The following is a 19,055-nucleotide window of genomic DNA, read 5'->3' as shown; positions in this document are numbered from 1 at the left end:
GAAGGAGCCATTCCCCGTGTCCCCCACCGCCCCTTGGTGGCGCAGTGCCGTCATCTACCAGGTCTACATCCGCAGTTTCGCCGACGGCAACGGCGACGGCGTCGGCGACATCGCGGGCCTCCGCTCCCGGCTGCCGTATCTGAGGTCCCTCGGCGTGGACGCCATCTGGATCAACCCCTGGTACAAGTCGCCCATGGCCGACCACGGCTACGACGTCGCCGACTTCCGTGCCATCGACCCCCGCTTCGGCACCCTCGCCGACGCCGAGCGGCTCATCACCGAAGCGCACGAGCACGGGATCCGCGTCATCCCCGACATCGTGCCCAACCACACCTCCGACCAGCACGCCTGGTTCCAGGCGGCGCTTGCGGCCGGGCCGGGCAGCCCGGAACGCGAGCGCTACGTCTTCCGCCCCGGGCGCGGACCCGACGGCACCGAGCCGCCGAACGACTGGGTGTCCTGCTTCGGCGGGCCGGCCTGGACCCGGCTGCCCGACGGCGACTGGTACCTGCACCTGTTCGCACCCCAGCAGCCCGACCTGAACTGGCACCACCCCGAGGTGCGCGCGGAGTTCGAGTCGATCCTGCGGTTCTGGTTCAGCCGGGGCGTCGACGGCTTCCGCATCGACGTCGCCCACGGCCTGATCAAACACCCGGAGCTGCCCGACCTGCCGCCCCGCGCCGAACCCGCGGTGACGGGCCCGCTCACCCGCCGGGACGAGATCCGGCAGCACCTCGACCACCCGCACTGGGACCGGGACGAGGTGCACGAGATATACCGGGCCTGGCGCAAGGTCGCCGACGAGTTCCCCGGTGACCGCTCCTTCGTCGCCGAGGCCTGGGCCGACACACCGGAACGCCTCGCCGCCTACGTCCGCCGGGACGGCCTGCACACCGCCTTCAACTTCGACTTCCTCATGTGCGGCTGGGACGCCAAGGACCTGCGCGCCGTCATCGACGACTCCCTCGCCATGCTCGGCGCGGTGGGGGCGCCCGCCACCTGGGTGCTGTCCAACCACGACGTCATGCGCCACCCCAGCCGCTACGGCCGTACCGCCGCGCGGAGTTGGCTCGCCAACGCGCGGTACGAGCCCGACGGCGCCCTGGACCTGGACCTCGGCATCCGGCGCGCCCGGGCCGCCGCCCTGCTGATGCTCGCCCTGCCCGGCGGCGCCTACGTCTACCAGGGCGAGGAACTCGGCCTCCCCGAGGTCGAGGACCTGCCCGAATCCGCCCTCCAGGACCCGATCTGGGAGCGTTCCGGGCACACGGACCGAGGCCGTGACGGCTGCCGCGTCCCGATCCCCTGGTCGGGCCAGGCGCCCCCCTACGGCTTCAGCCCCGACGACGCGACGGCCGAACCCTGGCTGCCGCAGCCCGCCGACTGGGCCGGACTGAGCGTCGAAGCCCAGACCGGCGACCCGGCCTCCCTGCTGGAGCTCTACCGCACGGCCCTGCGCGTCCGCCGCGAACATCCCGCCCTCGGCGACGGCACCATGACATGGCTGGAGGCTCCGGAGGGGGTCTTGTCGTTCAGCCGCGAGCCCGGTTTCGTGTGCGTGGTCAACCTCTCGGCGGAGCCGTACGAGCTGCCCGCACACGCCCGGCTCCTCCTGGCCGGCGGCCCGCTCGAGGACGGTGTGCTGGGGCCCGACCAGGCGGTGTGGCTGGCGGTGTGACGGAGGTCCTAGGCTGGGCACATGGCTCGCACGGCGGAGGAGATCCCCGTCTCGCTCACGGTCCGGCCGTCGGCGCCGGCGCTCGCGCCGCTGATCGGGGCGCTCGGCTGTGCCGAGGGACGGTTCGCGCACTCCGCCGAGCTGGCCCTGCCGACGGGCGGGGCGCAGTTGCTGGTGAACCTCGACGGGGACACCCTGTCCTCGTCGGGCAGGCGGACCCGGGGCGCGGCTCTGCAGGGGCCGTACACGGCGCCGGCGGTGATCGACCCGGCGCAGCAGCGTGCCGTCGTGTGGGTGGCGTTCCGTCCTGCGGGGGCCTATCCGTTCCTCACCGTCCCGGTCGGTGCGGTCCGCGATCGGCTCGCCGGGCTCGACGAGCTGTGGGGCACGGACGGTGCGGTGCTGCGCGAGCGGCTGCTGGACGCCATGGCCGCCGGTGGCCCGCGGGCGTGTCTGCGGGAACTGGAGACGGTCCTGCTGCGGCGGGCGGAACGTCCCCTGGAGCCCGACCCGGCGGTCCGTCGCGCCGCTGCGCTGCTCGACCGGGGAACGCCGGTGGGCGAGGTCGCCGACCGGCTCGGCTGGACCTCCAGGCGGCTGGCCCGCAGGTGCGCGGAACAGCTGGGGCTCCCGCCGAAGCGGTATGCGCGGGTACGGCGCTTCCAGCGGCTGCTGGGCCGCGTGAACGCCGGGTCCGGGGAGCCGGACTGGGCGCTCCTGGCAGCGGAGTGCGGCTACCACGACCAGGCGCATCTGATCCACGAGTTCCGCGCGCTCGCCGGGATCACCCCGACCGCGTACGCACCGCGCTCGCCCCGGGAACCCAACCACGTCCCGCTCGCCGGATGACGGGCCCGCCCGGCCGACCGATTTCTACAATCCACGGCCGCCCCGGGTGGCGATCGTGAAGGCATGACGAACACAACCGACAAGCCGGCCCTCACCCGGCTCTACGCCCGGCTCGTGGTCTCCGACGGCCCCCGGGCGATCGACTTCTACCGGGCCGCGCTCGGCGCCGAGGAGATCGAGCGGTACACCGGTCCCGAGGGGAAGATCGTGCACGCCCTGCTGCGGCTCGGCGGCGCGGTGATCGCGGTCAAGGACGCCGACGAGAGCGACCCGGCGCCGGACTCGCTCGGCGGCAGCCCGGTGATCATGGCCCTGGACGTGTCCGACGCCGACGCCGTGGCCGAGGCCATGCTGCGGGCCGGGGCGAGCGTGGTGTATCCCGTCGCCGACCAGCACTACGGGCAGCGCGGCGGCCGTCTCGCCGATCCGTTCGGCCATCTCTGGATGATCTCCCAGGCGATCGAGGAGCTGACCCCGGAGGAGATCCAGCGGCGCACGACCGACCTGTTCACCTGACGAGTTCCGCCGCCGCGGTGGTGGTCGCCCGGCCGCCCGGGTGGCGCAGCGCGCACAGGAACCCGATGCCCAGGGCGATGGCCATGCCGTAGAACACCCACTGGTTGGCCTCGGCGAAGTCCATGCGGACGGCGCTCATGGCGTCCCGTGTCGCCTCGGCGGCGGGGCCGGTGCCGGTGGGCGGCCGGGAGTCGCCGTTGCCCGTGACCGACTCGGTGATGTCCCGGGCCACGGCGTCCGCGTCGCCGGCGGGCATGCCGCGGGATCGCAGGGTCTGCACCACGTTGTCGGTCGTGACGTGCGTCAGGACGGTGCCGTAGACGGCCAGGCCCACGCTCGCCGCGTAGTTGCGCACGGTCTGGGTGATGCCGGTGACCTCGCCGTAGGAGGCGCCGATGGCCCGGTTGACGGCGTCCGTCGAGGCGGGCGCGAGGACGAAGCCGATACCCGCCCCGGCGAGTGCCGCGTAGGGCCACTGGTCGTGCATGGACAGGTCGGTGAGCTCGTTCGCCCACAGGGCGAACCCGGCGCAGCCCAGCGCGGTGCCCAGTTTCAGGGCCGGGCGGGCGCCCTGCTTGTCGAGGATCCGGCCGCCCCACTGCGAGGCGATCGCGAAGCCGGCGAAGAAGTACAGCAGGAACAGGGCGGCCTGGTTCGGCGAAGCGCTCAGGGACACCTGGGCGTAGACCGAACTGAAGAAGAACACCGGGACGAACGCGAGCATCGCGAAGAAGAGCACCGCCGCGTCCACCGTGAACGCCTTGTCCCGGAAGACCCGCAGATCGATCAGCGGATGCCGCACCCGGCGCTCGAACCCGACGAAACCGCAGAGCACCGCGAGGCCGCCCGCTACGCACACCCAGGTCGCCCAACTGTCCCAGCCCCAGGACCAGGCCTGCTGGAAACCGAGGACGCTCAGGCCCATGCCGACCGCGATCAGGGCGGCGCCGGGGACGTCCAGGGTGCCGGACCGCCGCCGGTCGGAGATGTGCGCCAGGGCCGTGAGGACCAGCGCCACGACCGCCACGGGCACGTTGACCCAGAAGACGGCCCGCCAGGTCCAGGCGGTCAGCCAGCCGCCCAGCAGCGGGCCGAGGGCGGTCAGGGCGCCGGAGACACCGAAGAACAGGGCGAGTGCGCGTCCGCGCCGCTCGACCGGGAACACCGCCACCACCACGGCCAGGGCCGCGGGGAAGAGCAGGGCGGCCCCGAGCCCCTGGGTGGCCCGGAACACGATCAGCCAGGTCTGCGCGGCGCTGCCGGCGGGGACGCAGCCGCACAGCACCGACGACACGACGAACACCAGCGTGCCGATGACGACGATCCGGCGAGGCCCGTAGAGGTCCGCGAGGCGACCGCCTAGGGCGAAGAACGCCGCGAGGGCCAGCAGGTAGGCGTTCACCACCCACTGCATGCCGGACGACGACAGATCCAGTTCGCGGACGATGTCCGGTGCCGCGATGGACACGATGGTCTGGTCGATGAAGGTCATGGCGACGGCGAACATCATCGCCGTCAGCGCCACAGTCTGCTGCGGCACCGTGCGGGAGGGGGCCGCGGTCCCGCCGCGCCCCGGGCGCGTGCTGCTCACGGATTCAGTCTGCGCCCGGGCATGCCCTGACGCATCAGGGGTCTCTTTCCGCCCCGGACGGCACAGCGATACTCCCGAACACGTCCGCGGCAACCCCTCGGCGGTGTGAGGACGACCTCGTCGGCCATGTGACCACGCCCGCCGCGGACGCGGCGTCGGACGTGCAGGATGCGGGCACCAAGGAGGACAGACACCCGAACGACGGAGAGGCAGACGATGGTCCCAGCGGAACCGGAACCCCAGCGGATCGGCATACCCGCCGAGTCCACTGCGGGCGAGACCAGGGTGGCGGCGACGCCGGCCACCGTGGGGAGACTTGCCGCGCTCGGCTACGAGGTGGTGGTCGAACCGGGGGCGGGGGCCTCGTCCCGCTTCTCCGACGCGGCCTACGAGGAGGCGGGAGCCCGCCTCGGCGACCCGTGGCAGGCGGAGATCGTGCTCAAGGTGAACGGCCCGTCGAGCGACGAGATCGGCCGGCTGCGGGACGGGGCGACGCTGATCGCGCTCATCGGCCCCGCGTTGCACCCGGAACTGGTCGACGAGCTGGCGCGGCGGCCGATCACCGTCCTCGCCATGGACGCCGTGCCGCGCATCTCCCGCGCCCAGTCCCTGGACGTGCTCAGCTCGATGGCGAACATCGCCGGATACCGGGCCGTCGTCGAGGCCGCGCACGCCTTCGGCCGGTTCTTCACCGGCCAGGTGACCGCCGCCGGCAAGGTGCCGCCCGCCAAGGTGCTGGTCGCCGGTGCCGGGGTCGCCGGACTCGCCGCGATCGGCGCGGCCCGCAGCCTCGGTGCCGTGGTCCGCGCCACCGACCCCCGGCCCGAGGTCGCCGAGCAGGTGCGCTCGCTGGGCGGGGAGTTCCTGACGGTGGGCGTCGAGCAGGAGGTGAGCACCGACGGTTACGCGAGGGCCACCTCGGAGGACTACGACCGGCTCGCCGCGCGGCTGTACGCCGAGCAGGCCGCCGACGTCGACATCATCATCACCACCGCGCTCATCCCGGGCCGCCCGGCGCCGCGACTGGTCACCGCCGAGGACGTCGCGCGGATGAAGCCCGGCAGCGTGATCGTCGACATGGCCGCGGCCCAGGGCGGCAACGTCGAGGGCACGGTCGCCGGGAAGGCCGTCGTCACCGACAACGACGTGACGATCATCGGCTACACCGACCTGCCCGGCAGGCTCCCGGCCCAGGCCTCGCAGCTGTACGGCACCAACGTCGTCAACCTGATGAAGCTGCTCACCCCGGGCAAGGACGGCCGGCTGGTCCTGGACTTCGACGACGTGGTGCAGCGGTCGATGACCGTGGTCCGCGACGGCGAGAAGACCTGGCCGCCGCCCCCGGTCCAGGTGTCCGCCGCACCGGCCCCCGCGGGCGGCGCGGAACCGGCCGCGCCCGCCGCGGCACCGGCGAAGCCCGCGCGCCCCGCGTGGTCGTCGTACGCCCTCGTCGGCGGCGGAGCGCTCGCGCTGTTCCTGGTGACGGCCTTCTCACCGAGCGAACTCATCGGCCACTTCACGGTGTTCGTGCTGGCGATCGTCATCGGCTTCTACGTCATCGGCAACGTGCACCACGCGCTGCACACCCCGCTGATGTCGGTCACCAACGCCATCTCCGGGATCGTCGTGGTCGGCGCGCTGCTCCAGATCGGGCACGGGAACACCGCCGTCACCGTGCTGTCGTTCGCCGCGATCCTGCTGGCGAGCATCAACATCTTCGGCGGATTCGCCGTCACCCGCCGCATGCTCGGCATGTTCTCGAAGGGCTGATCACGGATGACCACAGTCACGGCCTCAGAAGCCGCCTACGTCGTCGCCGCGCTGCTGTTCATCCTCAGCCTCGCCGGACTCTCGCAGCACCGGACCTCGCGCTCGGGAGTCGTCTGGGGCATCGCGGGCATGGTCGTCGCGCTGGCCGCCACCGTCGGCCTCGCCTCGAAGAGCATCACCGCCACCGGCCTCGTGCTGATCGTCGTCGCGACCGCCATCGGCGCGGGCATCGGACTGTGGCGGGCCCGGGTGGTCGAGATGACCGGCATGCCCGAGCTGATCGCCATCATGCACAGCCTCGTCGGCCTCGCCGCCGCGTTCGTCGGCTGGAACGGCTACCTCGACGTCGACGCCGAGCTCACCGGTTCGCTGCTCGGCATCCACCACGCCGAGGTGTTCATCGGGGTGTTCATCGGCGCCGTCACCTTCACGGGTTCCGTCGTCGCGTACCTGAAGCTCTCGGCACGCATCGACTCCCGCCCGCTCACGCTGCCCGGCAAGCACGTCCTGAACATCGGTGCCCTGGTCGCCTTCGTCGCGCTCACCGTCGCGTTCGTGGCCCGCCCGAACATGGGTCTCCTCATCGCGGTGACCGTCATCGCCCTGGCCCTGGGCGCGCACCTGGTCGCCTCCATCGGCGGCGGTGACATGCCGGTGGTCGTCTCCATGCTCAACAGCTACTCCGGCTGGGCCGCCGCCGCCTCGGGCTTCCTGCTCGCCAACAACCTGCTGATCGTCACCGGCGCGCTGGTCGGCTCCTCCGGTGCCTACCTGTCGTACATCATGTGCAAGGCGATGAACCGCTCCTTCATCTCGGTGATCGCGGGCGGATTCGGGACGCCGGCGGCGGCGGCCGACGACGGCGAGCACGGGGAGCACCGGGAGATCAGCGCGGAGGAGACCGCGGAACTCCTGCGCGACGCCTCCTCGGTGATCATCACGCCGGGCTACGGCATGGCGGTCGCCCAGGCCCAGTACCCGGTCGCCGAGCTGGCGCGCAAGCTGCGCGAGCGGGGCGTCGAGGTGCGCTTCGGCATCCACCCCGTCGCCGGCCGGCTGCCCGGGCACATGAACGTGCTGCTGGCCGAGGCGAACGTGCCGTACGACATCGTTCTGGAAATGGACGAGATCAACGACGACTTCGCCGCCACCTCGGTCGTCCTGGTCATCGGCGCCAACGACACCGTCAACCCGGCCGCCACCGACAACCCGTCGAGCCCCATCGCGGGCATGCCGGTGCTGCACGTGTGGGAGGCGGCCAACGTGGTCGTCTTCAAGCGGTCGATGGCCGCCGGGTACGCCGGTGTGCAGAACCCGCTGTTCTTCCGGGAGAACAGCCAGATGCTCTTCGGCGACGCCAAGCAGCGCGTGGAGGACATCCTGCGCAGCCTCGACGCCCTGGACACCCCGCTCCGGGAGATGGCGGGCACGTCCGGCTGATCCACTGGGCACCCACACGGGAAGGCCGGCTCGACGGTGTCGAGCCGGCCTTCCCGTGTCCTCCCGCGTGCCGCCGCGCGGTCAGTCCGTGCCGGACTCCATCGCGGCGCGGTCCAGCCACGCGTCCTCGTCGGAGACCTCGCCCCGGGAGGCGATGGCCTCGGCGCCGCCCTGCGGCAGCTCCGGCATGGTGCCGATCAGCCCGGTCGCGGCCGCCTGGGAGGCGCCGATGGTCGGGCTGCCGGTGCCGATCAGGCCGATGCCGGCGTACTGCTCCAGCTTGGCGCGGGAGTCGGCGATGTCCAGGTTGCGCATGGTGAGCTGGCCGATCCGGTCCACCGGGCCGAACGCGGAGTCCTCCGTGCGCTCCATGGACAGCTTGTCCGGGTGGTAGCTGAACGCCGGGCCGGTCGTGTCGAGGATCGAGTAGTCCTCACCGCGCCGCAGCCGCAGCGTCACCTCGCCGGTGACGGCCGCGCCGACCCACCGCTGCAGCGACTCGCGGATCATCAGCGCCTGCGGGTCCAGCCAGCGGCCCTCGTACATCAGCCGGCCGAGCCGCCGTCCCTCGGTGTGGTACTGGGCGAGGGTGTCCTCGTTGTGGATCGCGTTGACCAGGCGCTCGTACGCGGCGTGCAGCAGGGCCATGCCCGGGGCCTCGTAGATGCCGCGGCTCTTGGCCTCGATGATCCGGTTCTCGATCTGGTCCGACATGCCCAGGCCGTGCCGGCCGCCGATGGCGTTGGCCTCCATGACCAGGTCGACGGGGGAGGAGAACTCCTTGCCGTTGATCGTCACGGGGCGGCCCTGGTCGAAGCCGATCGTCACGTCCTCGGTGGCGATCTCGACCTCGGGGTCCCAGAACTTCACGCCCATGATCGGCTCGACGGTCTCGATGCCGGTGTCCAGGTGCTCCAGGGTCTTGGCCTCGTGCGTGGCGCCCCAGATGTTGGCGTCGGTGGAGTACGCCTTCTCCGTGCTGTCGCGGTAGGGCAGCCCGTGGGCGAGCAGCCACTCCGACATCTCCTTGCGGCCGCCGAGCTCGGTCACGAACGCCGCGTCCAGCCAGGGCTTGTAGATCCTGAGGTGCGGGTTGGCGAGCAGGCCGTAGCGGTAGAACCGCTCGATGTCGTTGCCCTTGAAGGTCGAGCCGTCGCCCCAGATCTGGACGTCGTCCTCCAGCATCGCCCGCACCAGCAGCGTGCCCGTGACGGCACGGCCGAGCGGCGTGGTGTTGAAGTACGCCCGCCCGCCCGAGCGGATGTGGAACGCCCCGCAGGTCAGCGCGGCCAGGCCCTCCTCGACCAGCGCGGCCCGGCAGTCGACCAGACGCGCGATCTCGGCCCCGTAGGTCTTGGCACGGCCGGGCACCGACGCGATGTCGGGTTCGTCGTACTGGCCGATGTCGGCGGTGTAGGTGCACGGGACGGCGCCCTTGTCGCGCATCCACGCGACCGCGACGGAGGTGTCGAGACCGCCCGAGAAGGCGATGCCGACGCGCTCGCCGGCGGGCAGGGAGGTGAGGACCTTGGACATAGAAAGAGTATGTATCACTTTGCATATTCATGCAAGCTCGGTATGCGGAACCGTTGGCGCAACCGCCATTCCCGCTGCTCCCGGTCAGGAACCCGCCGAGCCGGACCCCCCGAGCGCCCCCAGAATCCGCTCCGCCGCCAGCGTCGGGGTCAGCTCGCCCGCCCGGACCCGCTGTTCCAGCGCCGGAGCCAGCGCCCGCACCGCCGGGTCCGCGTGCAGCCGGCCGAGGAGTTCCTCGCGGACCATGGTCCAGGTCCAGTCGACCTGCTGGTCACGGCGCTTGGCGGTGAGGCGGCCGGTGGAGTCCAGCAGCGAGCGGTGCTGTTCGAGGCGCTCCCACACCGTGTCCAGGCCGTTCGACTCCCGCGCGCTGCAGCTGAGCACGGGCGGGGTCCAGAACGCGTCCTTGCCGTGCATCAGCCGCAGCGCGCCCGACAGCTCCCGCGCGGCGGCCCGGGCGTCCCGCTCGTGCGGCCCGTCCGCCTTGTTCACGGCGATCACGTCGGCCAGTTCCAGGACGCCCTTCTTGATGCCCTGGAGCTGGTCGCCCGTGCGGGCGAGGGTGAGCAGCAGGAAGGAGTCGACCATGTTCGCGACCGCGGTCTCGGACTGGCCGACGCCGACCGTCTCCACCAGGACCACGTCGTAGCCCGCCGCCTCCATCACCACGATCGACTCACGCGTCGCCTTGGCGACCCCGCCCAGCGTGCCCGCGGTGGGGGAGGGGCGGACGAACGCCGCGGGGTCCACCGCCAGCCGTTCCATCCGCGTCTTGTCGCCGAGGATCGAGCCGCCGGTACGGCTGGAGGACGGGTCGACGGCGAGCACCGCCACCCGGTGCCCGAGCCCCGTCAGCATCGAGCCGAACGCGTCGATGAACGTCGACTTGCCCACACCCGGCACCCCGCTGACCCCGATCCGCCGGGCCCGGCCGCTGTGCGGCAGCAGTGCGGTCAGCAACTCCTGGGCCAGCGCCCGGTGCTGAGGCCGGGTCGACTCGACGAGCGTGATGGCCCGGGCGATGATCGCCCGCTTCCCGTCGAGTACGCCCTTCACATACGCGTCGACGTCGATCACAGGTCGTGCCCGAGTCCGTCCGACAGTCGCTTCACCAGGTCGTACGCCGCGTCCGGGATCACCGTCCCCGGCGGGAAGACCGCCGCCGCGCCCATCTCCAGCAGCGTCGGCACGTCCTGCGGCGGGATCACCCCGCCGACCACGATCATGATGTCCTCGCGCCCCTCCTCGGCGAGCTGCTCGCGCAGCGCCGGGACGAGGGTGAGGTGACCGGCCGCGAGCGAGGAGACACCGACGATGTGCACGTCCGCCTCGACGGCCTGCCGGGCCACCTCGGCGGGCGTCTGGAACAGCGGGCCGACGTCCACGTCGAAGCCGAGGTCGGCGAAGGCGGTCGCGATCACCTTCTGGCCGCGGTCGTGGCCGTCCTGGCCCATCTTCGCCACCAGGATGCGCGGGCGGCGGCCCTCGGCCTCCTCGAAGTCGGAGACCAGGGCTCGGGTGCGGTCCACGGACGGGGACTCCCCTGCTTCGTTGCGGTACACGCCGGAGATCGTACGGATCTGGCTCGCGTGCCGGCCGTACACCTTCTCCAGGGCGTCGGAGATCTCCCCGACGGTCGCCTTCGCCCGGGCCGCGTGCACCGCCAGCTCCAGCAGGTTGCCCTCGCCGGCGGCGGCCCGGGTCAGCGCTTCCAGCGCCTCCTGGCACGCCCTCTCGTCCCGCTCCGCCCGCAGCCGCCGCAGCTTCTCGATCTGCTGGGCGCGCACGGAGGAGTTGTCGACCTTCAGGACCTCGATCTGCTCGTCGCTGTCCACCCGGTACTTGTTGACGCCGACGACCGGCTGCCGGCCCGAGTCGATCCGGGCCTGCGTGCGGGCCGCGGCCTCCTCGATGCGCAGCTTGGGGATGCCCGCGTCGATGGCCTTGGCCATGCCGCCCGCGGCCTCGACCTCCTGGATGTGCTGCCAGGCCCGCCGGGCGAGGTCGTACGTCAGCCGTTCGACGTAGGCACTGCCGCCCCACGGGTCGATCACGCGGGTCGTGCCGGACTCCTGCTGGAGCAGCAGCTGCGTGTTGCGGGCGATCCGCGCCGAGAAGTCGGTCGGCAGGGCCAGCGCCTCGTCCAGGGCGTTGGTGTGCAGCGACTGGGTGTGCCCCTGCGTCGCCGCCATCGCCTCGACGCAGGTGCGCGTCACGTTGTTGAACACGTCCTGCGCGGTCAGCGACCAGCCGGAGGTCTGCGAATGGGTCCGCAGGGAAAGCGACTTGGCGTTCTTCGGGTCGAACTGCCGCACCAGCTTGGCCCACAGCAGGCGCGCCGCCCGCAGCTTGGCGACCTCCATGAAGAAGTTCATGCCGATCGCCCAGAAGAACGACAGCCGGGGCGCGAACGCGTCCACGTCCAGGCCGGCTTCCCGGCCTGCCCGGATGTACTCCACGCCGTCCGCGAGCGTGTACGCCAGCTCCAGGTCGGCCGTCGCGCCCGCCTCCTGGATGTGGTAGCCGGAGATGGAGATGGAGTTGTAGCGCGGCATCCGCTGCGAGGTGAAGGCGAAGATGTCGGAGATGATCCGCATCGACGGCTTCGGCGGATAGATGTAGGTGTTGCGGACCATGAACTCCTTGAGGATGTCGTTCTGGATGGTCCCGGCCAGCTTCTCGGGCGGCACGCCCTGTTCCTCGGCGGCGACGATGTACAGCGCCAGCACCGGCAGCACGGCGCCGTTCATCGTCATCGACACCGTCATCCTGTCCAGCGGGATCCCGTCGAACAGCTGCCGCATGTCGTAGATCGAGTCGATCGCCACGCCCGCCATGCCGACGTCACCGGTCACGCGCGGGTGGTCGCTGTCGTACCCCCGGTGCGTGGGCAGGTCGAAGGCGACCGACAGGCCCTTCTGCCCGGCCGCGAGGTTGCGCCGGTAGAAGGCGTTCGATTCCTCGGCCGTGGAGAAACCGGCGTACTGACGGATCGTCCAGGGCTGGTTGACGTACATCGTCGGGTACGGGCCCCGCAGATACGGCGCCGCGCCCGGATACGTGTCCAGGAAGTCCAGGCCCTCCAGGTCACGACCGGTGTACAGCGGCTTGACCGTGATGCCCTCCGGGGTCTCCCACAGCAGGTCGTCACCGCCGGAGGCGTTCTTGACCGCCGTACGCCACTCGTCGGGGCCGCCGTCACAGGCCGGGGTCCCCAGCTCGATCCCGGAGAAGTCGGGGACGGAACGGTCGGAGGGGGCGGTCATCAGGACACTCCCATGCGGTCGAGGGTCGCGGAGAGCACGGCCACGGCATCGCAGCCCGCGAAGACGTACGCGTCGACACCCGGGTACTCCCCGGGCCGCCCGGCGAGGAACACGTGTGAGGCGCCCGCCTCCCTGAGCTCCGCGGCCCGGGCCGCCGCCTGCTCCTCGTACACGGCGTCGCTGGAGCACAGCACGGCCTCCGTCGCACCGCTCTCCGCGAACGTGCCCCCGGTGACCGGCTCGATGCCGCCCGCCTGGAACAGGTTCGACGCGAAGGTGAGGCGTGCGGTGTGGGCGGCGGCCGGGCCGAGCGCGGCGAGGAAGATCCGGGGCCGGGAGCCGGTCGCGGCGAGATGCGCGTCCGAGCGGGCCCGCAGTGCCTCGAAGGCCTCGTCGCGGCGCACCCGCGGCAGGCCGCCGGACGGCCGCTCGGGCGCGCTCTCGCGCACGACCGGCTTCTCGGCCAGGTGGGGGAACTCGCTGACGCCGGTGATGGGTTCGCGCCGCTTGGCCAGCCTGGCGGTGCGCGCCCGCCAGGTCTCGGCGAGGTCCTGCTCGACGTCCCCGGAGCGCAGGGCGGCCGCCATGCCACCGAGCCGCTCGATCCGCCGGAGAAACTCCCAGCCCGCGTGGGCGAGTTCGTCGGTGAGCCGCTCCACGTACCAGGAGCCGCCCGCCGGGTCGATCACCCGGGACAGGTGCGACTCCTCGATGAGGATCGTGGAGGTGTTGCGGGCGATACGGCGGGCGAACGCGTCCGGCAGGCCGAGGGCGTGGTCGAAGGGCAGCACGGTGACCGAGTCGGCACCGCCCGCACCGGCGGCCAGCGTGGCGATGGTCGTGCGCAGCATGTTCACCCACGGGTCGCGGCGCGTCATCATCACCGGAGACGTCACGACGTGCTGGAGCTGCGCCCCTGCACGCGGCGCCCCGCAGACCTCGGCCACCCGCGCCCACAGCCGGCGCGCGGCCCGCAGCTTGGCGATCGTCAGGAACTGGTCGGCGGTCGCCGCGTACCGGAACTCCAGCTGCGCACAGGCCTGTTCGACGCTCAGCCCGGCCTCGGTGAGGTCCCGCAGATACGCAACTCCCGTGGCCAGCGAGCAGCCCAGCTCCTGGGCGGCCGAGCCGCCGGCCTCGTGGTACGGCAGGGCGTCCACGGTAATCGCCCGCAGCCCCGGGTACCCCTCGGCACACAGCCGCGCGAGCTCGGCCGCCGGGGCGACGTCGCCCTGCTGCCCGCTCCGGGCCTCATGACCCAGCGGATCCGCGCCCAGGTTGCCGCGTGCCGCCTCCCGTGCGACACCGCGCTCCTCGTACAGCCGCAGCAACTCCCGTGCCGCGGGCCCGGGTTCACGTCCCGCGTCGAGGACAACCGGGGCGAGGTCGAGAAGGACGCCGTCGAGGACCCGGCCGAGCTCCGGCAGCGGAATGCCGCCTTCCCCCACGGCCAGCCACAGGGAGGTGACGCCGTTCTCCAGATCCGTGAGCACCGCGCCGCCGTCGGCCACCGTGTGCCGCTGCCGTACGTCCCAGCCGCCGAGCGTGTTCCCCTCGGCCCGGCCGCCCCGCACGTAGGGTGCGAATCCGGGCAGACCCGGCTCGGGCGCGGTGTCGTGCGCGGTGTAGAGAGGCCGGGTGCGCAGCCCGTCCTCCAGCGCGGTGGACAGGGCTTCCTCGGCCTCGGCGCCCTCCACTTCCCTGCCCGACTTGCGCAGCACACCCGCCACAAGGCGCTGCCACTGCTCATGGGGCACGTCAGGGAAATCGCCGGCCAGCTCGAGCCCGTCGTCAGGCAGGACCGTCATGCTCGGATGCTAGGACACGGACACAGAGGAGCAGCAGTGGGCGAGGCTGTGACCTTGCCCTCCCCGTTTCTGTGATCGTGCTCTCCCCGCGATGAGGCCCCGTGGAGGTCGCGCGGACAGGCGGGAGTTGGCTCCGGTAGCATCGGCGGCATGTCTGGTGCTTCGTGCGCGGCTTGTGCTGCGGTGACGAGGACGCTCCGCTAGCGGCGGGGCGTTCGTCTCACTTCTGTTGAACGTTCCGTCGCTCCGTGGGTGAACCGGAGCGGCACGTTCGTGCTGCTCGGAACTTCTTCTGGGCAACGGAGCACTCGGTGTTTTCAGACTTTCTCTCTTCGCGCGGGGCCGGATCGTCCCCGGTGCATGCGTGGCTGGTGCTGTGCTGCATGGCCATGCTGCAGTTCTTCATCGCGGTCGACGTGACCGTGGTCAATGTCGCCCTGCCCTCGATCGGCGCCGACTTGGGGGTCGAAGGCCACGCCCTGACCTGGGTCGTGGTCGGGTACACGATCACCGGCGGCGGGCTGCTGATGCTCGGCGGCCGGCTGGGCGACGTGCTCGGCAGGCGCCGCATCCTCCTGCTCGGCACAACTGTCTTCGGCGCCGCGTCCTTGCTGGCCGGGCTCGCGCCGTCCTTCGCCGTGCTGGTGACAGCCCGGCTGCTGCAGGGCGCCGGAGAAGCGATCGCGCTCCCGGCAGCGATGGCAGTGATCGTGCTCATGTTCCCCGAGGGGCCGCGCAGGTCGCGGGCGCTGAGCGTGTGGGCGGCCGTCGCGAGCTGCGGCCTCGTCCTCGGGTTCGTGGTCTCCGGGATCATCACCGAACTGCTCGGCTGGCGCTGGATCTTCCTGGTGTCCGTGCCGTTCATCCTGGTGGTACTCGCTGCTGCGGCCCTGCTCGTGCCGAGCGACCGGCCCGCCGGGCCCACACCGCTGGACCTTCCCGGTTCGTTCTTGCTGGTCGCGGCTCCGCTGCTGTTCACCCTCGGCGTCATCGAGGCGGGAGAGGCGGACGGCACGCCGCCCTGGCTGCCGCCGGCGGCGCTGGCCGGCGCGGTGGCAGCCGGAGCCCTGTTCGTCAGGGTCGAGCGCCGTTCACGGGACCCGCTCGTGCCGCTGCGGCTCTTCCGCAACCGGCCGCGCGTCCTGGCCAACCTCGCCACCGCCCTGCTGAGCGCGGCCCTGTCCACCTCGTTCCTGCTGTTCACCTACTACCTCCAGGACCGGTCGGGCGCCGGCCCGCTTCAGGCCGGTCTGACGATGCTGCCCCTGGCGGTGTCCCTGATCGCGGCCTCGGTGCTGGTTCCCCGGCTGCTCGGACGGTGGGGCGCCCGGGCCTGTGTCCTGGCCGGGATCGGCTTCACCGTGCTGGCGATGGCAGCCATCGCTGTGGTCTCCGCGCTCGGGGCCACCGGTTGGGCGATGATTCCGGCCATGACGCTCATCGCGGCCGGAATGGGGTTCGGGATCGTCGGGCTGCAGTACGTCGCGGTGACCGGCGTGACCGAGGACGACGCCGGCATCGCCTCGGGCGTTCAGCGAGCCGCCGACCAGCTGGGCGGTTCCACCGGCGTCACGCTCTACGTCGGCATCGGGTTCGCTCCCGCCCTGGGCGGCGCCGACCCGTTCCTCGCCAGCAGCCTCCTGGCCGTCGCCGGGCTCGCTCTGGCCGGGTGCGTCGCCTGGCGGATCTCCCTGCCCGCCGCGGTGATGGACCAAACGCCCGGGTGATCTCGGGCGGAGCTGCCCGATGAGCCGACCGCCGGATGGCGGAACCGGCCCGGAATTCCCTGGCAGGCCGGTACCGGCCGGATGCGAGAGGGGAGAGGTTCACGGGGCAACCGGACAAGGAGCAGCCCGACGACAAGGAGCGTCCACGCCATGGGTACCGCCGTCCACGTCCCGCAGACCCGGGACATGATCGGAGACGAGCTCTCCGGAGACGAGGCGTTCACCGCCCTGCGCCACTACGGAGGGCTGCGGCTGCTGGCCGACTCCTTCACACGGTTCCGATACGCGGACGGCTTCACCAACGCGCGGGCCCTCGCCTTCCAGGTGGTGCTCGGGCTGGTCCCGTGCACCGTGGCGCTCGTCGGGCTGGCCACGTCGGTGCACACGGAGGGCGTGGGCCGGGTCATCGAACTCACCCTCGGCCGGATCGTGCCGGGTGCCAGCGCGCAGATCGTCGAGGACGCCTTCGAGGGGACGCGGCGCACCGCGCACGGCGATGTCTGGAGCACGCTCGCCCTGTGGCTCGGACTGGGCTTCGCGCTGCTGAACCTCGCCTCGGCCATGGGCCAGATCGAGCGCGGCGCCAACCGCATCTACGGCATCGAGCGCGACCGTCCCTTCCCGCGCAAGTACGGGCGGGCGATCGCTCTCGCGCTCGCCGCCGGCCTGCCCCTGGTACTGGGGTTCGTCGTCCTCGTCGCGGGCGAGGCCGTGGGCGACGCGGTGGCGGACTCGGCCGGCTGGCAGGACAGCGGGTCGCGGTGGTGGGGCGTGCTCGACATTCCCGTGGGGCTCGCGCTGGCCTGGGTGGCCTCCGCCGTGATCTTCCGCTGGTCGCCCCGCCGCGTCCAGCCCGGCTACACCTGGCTGGCCTTCGGCTCGGCCGTGCATCTGCTGCTGTGGGTGTCGGCCACCTGGCTGCTCGCGCTGTACGTCGAGGAGAGCGGTGCCTTCGGCGCCGTGTACGGACCGCTCACCGCCTTCATCGCCCTGCTGCTGTGGGCCAACCTCACCGCCGTCGCGCTCTTCCTCGGCATCGCGTTCGCCGCCCAGCTGGAAGCGGCCCGCGCCGGCATCGAATCCGCCGTCCAGCCGGACCCCGGACCCGGCGCGTGAGGTCCGCGACCATCGCGGCCAGAACCTGTCCGCGACTCTCGCTACCGTGCCCCCATGACGAACAGCAAGCGGAGCGTCGCCGGCCCGGCACCCCACCTCGGTACCCGGGCCCTCAACCGCGCCACCCTCGACCGGCAGCTGCTCCTGCGCCCGGCCCGGATCTCCGCCGCCGCGGCCGTCGAGCACCTGGTCGGCCTCCAGGCGCAGAACGTCAAGCCTCCGTACTACGCGCTCGCCGCCCGCCTCGACGGCTTCGCCCCCGAGGCGCTGTCCCGGCTGATGGCCGATCGCGAGGTCGTCCGGATCGTCACGGTGCGCTCCACCATCCACACCCACACCGCGGACGACTGCCTCACCCTGCGTCCGCTGGTGCAGCCGGCCCGGGACCGGGAGCTGACGAACTTCCGCAAGGGGCTCGCCGGTGTCGACCTGGACCGGCTCGCCGCCCTCGCCCGCGACCTCGTCGAGACCGAGCCCCGCACCATGAAGCAACTGCGCGAGGCCCTGCTCCAGGAGTGGCCCGACGCCGACCCGCAGGCCCTGGCCGTCGCCGCCCGGTGCCGTCTGCCGCTCGTGCAGGTGACCCCGCGCGGCCTGTGGGGCCACAGCGGGCAGGTCAGCCTGACCACCGCCGAGCACTGGCTCGGCCGCCCCGCCGGACCGGCCGCCACACCGGATGCGGTCGTGCTGCGCTACCTCGCCGCCTTCGGCCCGGCCTCCGTGCGGGACATGCAGACCTGGGCCGGACTGACCCGGTTGCGCGAAGCCTTCGAACGCCTCCGCCCGCGACTGGTCACGTTCCGGGACGCAGGAGGCGTCGAGCTCTTCGACCTGCCGGACGCCCCCCGCCCCGACCCGGACACCCCGGCCCCGCCGCGCTTCCTGCCCGAGTTCGACAATCTGCTGCTCTCCCACGCCGACCGCACCCGCGTCGTCCCGCCCGAGTACCGGGGCCGCGCCTGGCAGGGCAACGTCGCCCACCGCACCCTCCTCGTCGACGGGTTCCTCGCGGGTCTGTGGCGACTGGAGGAGCACGCGCTCGTCATCGAGCCCTTCGGCCGGCTCACCGGGGCGCAGCGGGACGAGGTCACCGCCGAGGCGGAGCGGATGCTGCGGATGATGCACCCGGAGACGTCCTACGACATCCGCTTCGGCGCCGTACGCACCTGACGGGAGCGGCGGCTCAGTCCGCCCGGCCCGTCACCGCCACCGTCACGCCCAGGCCGATCATCGTGCAGCCGCCCGCCCCGCCGATCAGCGAAAGGCGGCGGTCGGAGCGGGCGAACCAGGTGCGGGCCGCCGACGCCGTCAGGCCCCACAGGGTGTCCGTGACCAGGCCGATCGAGATCGGTACGAGACCCAACAGGAGCATCTGGAGGGTGACATGGCCCGCCGAGTGCTCCACGAACTGCGGCAGGACGGCGGCGAAGAACAGCACGCCCTTCGGGATCGTGACACCGACGAGGACCCCGTCCAGGAGCGTACGGAGGCCGCCGCGGGCCGGTTCGGCCGGCCGGGTGCTGATCTGCGACGCCTTGAGTTGCTTGCGGTGCCGGAACGCCTGCACACCCAGGAAGACCAGATACGCGGCGCCCGCCAGCTTCACCGTCAAGTACACCGCCACCGACCGCTCGACCAGCGAGCCGATCGGCGGAAACCATGAGCATCACTCCCGTCTGCGGCCCATTCAAGCCCCCGAACCCGGACGATGACATGGAGAGGGGGCGTTGCGGGCCGCTCGTGGAGGCCCGCAACGCC

At 72.1% G+C, this 19,055-nt stretch carries 13 protein-coding genes and 1 pseudogene; 8 read left to right on the top strand and 6 right to left on the bottom strand.

Features of this window, described 5'->3' with window-relative positions:
* The first annotated feature begins 16 nt into the window (after window positions 1–16).
* The 3 genes from GTY47_RS04760 to GTY47_RS04750 all read left to right on the top strand — a co-directional run bounded on the left by GTY47_RS04760 (window position 17) and on the right by GTY47_RS04750 (window position 3,043).
* Entirely contained in the window at window positions 17–1,678 is a 1,662-nt protein-coding gene (locus GTY47_RS04760; RefSeq protein ID WP_010039152.1) for a glycoside hydrolase family 13 protein, read from the top strand.
* A gap of 21 nt (window positions 1,679–1,699) precedes the next feature.
* Entirely contained in the window at window positions 1,700–2,527 is an 828-nt protein-coding gene (locus GTY47_RS04755) for an AraC family transcriptional regulator (protein ID WP_010039151.1), read from the top strand.
* A 63-nt stretch (window positions 2,528–2,590) separates the two neighbouring features.
* Entirely contained in the window at window positions 2,591–3,043 is a 453-nt protein-coding gene (locus GTY47_RS04750; protein ID WP_010039146.1) for a VOC family protein, read from the top strand.
* On the opposite strand, the gene GTY47_RS04745 is transcribed toward GTY47_RS04750, so the two are convergent.
* Window positions 3,036–4,553: an MFS transporter gene (locus GTY47_RS04745; protein WP_050810225.1), complete on the bottom strand. Its 1,518-nt coding sequence runs from the start codon at window positions 4,551–4,553 to the stop codon at window positions 3,036–3,038. The two genes, GTY47_RS04750 and GTY47_RS04745, sit on opposite strands and share 8 nt — an antisense overlap.
* Window positions 4,554–4,850: 297 nt before the next feature.
* Here GTY47_RS04745 and GTY47_RS04740 point away from each other — a divergent pair, with 297 nt between their 5' ends.
* Together GTY47_RS04740 and pntB are read left to right on the top strand one after the other, a co-directional pair.
* A complete protein-coding gene (locus GTY47_RS04740; protein WP_010039139.1) occupies window positions 4,851–6,404 on the top strand; it encodes a Re/Si-specific NAD(P)(+) transhydrogenase subunit alpha in 1,554 nt (517 codons plus the stop codon).
* Window positions 6,405–6,410: 6 nt separating this feature from the next.
* Window positions 6,411–7,844: a Re/Si-specific NAD(P)(+) transhydrogenase subunit beta gene (gene pntB, locus GTY47_RS04735; RefSeq protein ID WP_010039138.1), complete on the top strand. Its 1,434-nt coding sequence runs from the start codon at window positions 6,411–6,413 to the stop codon at window positions 7,842–7,844.
* Between the two features lie 81 nt (window positions 7,845–7,925).
* Here pntB and argG read toward each other — a convergent pair whose 3' ends face one another.
* The 4 genes from argG to GTY47_RS04715 all read right to left on the bottom strand — a co-directional run bounded on the left by argG (window position 7,926) and on the right by GTY47_RS04715 (window position 14,454).
* Window positions 7,926–9,380 (bottom strand): argininosuccinate synthase, encoded by a 1,455-nt coding sequence (gene argG / locus GTY47_RS04730; protein WP_010039136.1) that lies wholly within the window; start codon window positions 9,378–9,380, stop codon window positions 7,926–7,928.
* A gap of 84 nt (window positions 9,381–9,464) precedes the next feature.
* Window positions 9,465–10,457, bottom strand: coding sequence for a methylmalonyl Co-A mutase-associated GTPase MeaB (gene meaB, locus GTY47_RS04725; protein ID WP_010039134.1), 993 nt, complete (start codon window positions 10,455–10,457; stop codon window positions 9,465–9,467).
* Window positions 10,454–12,646: a methylmalonyl-CoA mutase gene (gene scpA / locus GTY47_RS04720; protein ID WP_010039130.1), complete on the bottom strand. Its 2,193-nt coding sequence runs from the start codon at window positions 12,644–12,646 to the stop codon at window positions 10,454–10,456. The genes meaB and scpA overlap by 4 nt, the downstream gene beginning before the upstream one ends.
* A complete protein-coding gene (locus GTY47_RS04715) occupies window positions 12,646–14,454 on the bottom strand; it encodes a methylmalonyl-CoA mutase family protein (protein ID WP_010039128.1) in 1,809 nt (602 codons plus the stop codon). The genes scpA and GTY47_RS04715 overlap by 1 nt, the downstream gene beginning before the upstream one ends.
* Window positions 14,455–14,837: 383 nt before the next feature.
* On the opposite strand from GTY47_RS04715, the gene GTY47_RS04710 reads away from it, so the two are divergent.
* From GTY47_RS04710 to GTY47_RS04700, 3 genes are all read left to right on the top strand, one after another.
* Window positions 14,838–16,181, top strand: coding sequence for an MFS transporter (locus GTY47_RS04710; RefSeq protein ID WP_010039126.1), 1,344 nt, complete (start codon window positions 14,838–14,840; stop codon window positions 16,179–16,181).
* Window positions 16,182–16,331: 150 nt separating this feature from the next.
* Entirely contained in the window at window positions 16,332–17,297 is a 966-nt protein-coding gene (locus GTY47_RS04705; protein ID WP_010039125.1) for a YihY/virulence factor BrkB family protein, read from the top strand.
* Between the two features lie 54 nt (window positions 17,298–17,351).
* Window positions 17,352–18,467, top strand: a complete 1,116-nt coding sequence (locus GTY47_RS04700) for a winged helix DNA-binding domain-containing protein (protein ID WP_010039123.1) — start codon at window positions 17,352–17,354, stop codon at window positions 18,465–18,467.
* A gap of 13 nt (window positions 18,468–18,480) precedes the next feature.
* Here GTY47_RS04700 and GTY47_RS04695 read toward each other — a convergent pair.
* A pseudogene (locus GTY47_RS04695) lies at window positions 18,481–18,945 on the bottom strand (LysE family translocator); the annotation flags it as partial.
* Between the last annotated feature and the right edge of the window lie 110 nt (window positions 18,946–19,055).

It is taken from the genome of Streptomyces sp. SID5464, assembly GCF_009862985.1.
GTDB lineage: Bacteria > Actinomycetota > Actinomycetes > Streptomycetales > Streptomycetaceae > Streptomyces > Streptomyces chartreusis_D.
This window is presented reverse-complemented; position numbering and strand designations above follow the sequence as displayed.